At 49.5% G+C, this 891-nt stretch carries 1 protein-coding gene; it reads right to left on the reverse strand.

Annotated elements, in window-relative coordinates; genetic code table 11:
- Positions 1–857, reverse strand: an 857-nt coding sequence (locus tag R8O11_RS26080; protein WP_318194720.1) for a LysR family transcriptional regulator, incomplete at its 3' end; no start/stop codon positions are given.
- Positions 858–891 lie beyond the last annotated feature (34 nt).

Raw genomic sequence — 891 nt, forward strand, 5'->3', positions numbered from 1 at the left:
TCTTCAAGCAGTACGGATAAGCGAAGAGGATGACGCCCTGCTGGTGTATAACAGTTGATCGTTATTGGCTCTGAAAGCCAGCCTTCAAGGCATGGGGTGATACGGCCGGGGTGATGTTTCTCATACCCTTGTGCAGTCCAAGTCGGCAAGAGACCAATGCCGTGTCCGTTGGCGATACTATCGATCTGCATAGCAATGTTGTCGCTATAGAGTCGGCTGACAAATGGTTCTAGAAAAAACTCCCCTTGTTCTGGGTGCGAGAGTCGCAAACCATTCTCTTGTATCGACCCAAAATCTATCCACGGATGTTTGTTTAGTTCTCTCGGGTGGTGGATGGGGCCATGTTTTTCGATGTAGTTTGGCGACGCGAATGGGGTGTAACGAAATACGCCAAGCGTTTCTTTGCGCCAATCCAGCCCTTTGTGTTCACCTAGCCAGATAAACAAATCTGGATCGTGGTGTGTATCGGAAAAATCACTGGTGAGCTGGACTCTGACGTCAGGGTTCTCCGCCAGAAATTCATTGAGCACATCGCCTAACCAACTGCGAACTAACGCTGCGTGGCAAACGATATGTAGAGAGCCTGATACTTGATTATTTAAGCCTTGAAGCGCTTCATAACTTTCCTCGCTGAGCTCTAGGAACTGGCGGCTGTAGTCGGCAAAAATCTCCCCTGCGCGTGTCAGAATCAAGCGGTTGCCTTGTCGAGTCGTTAGCGCTTGGCCAAAGTCGGCTTCTAATTGTGCTAAGCGGCGGCTCACGGTGGATTTCGGCTGATTCAGTGCTTTGGCGGCTGCGGTCAAACTTTTGTGTTGGTTAAGCGCATCAAAAGCACGAATTGATGCTAAGTCGTGCATATCTTACTCCTTACTGCGTTATGAACGGATTCCA

The organism is Vibrio sp. 1288 (assembly GCF_033344475.1).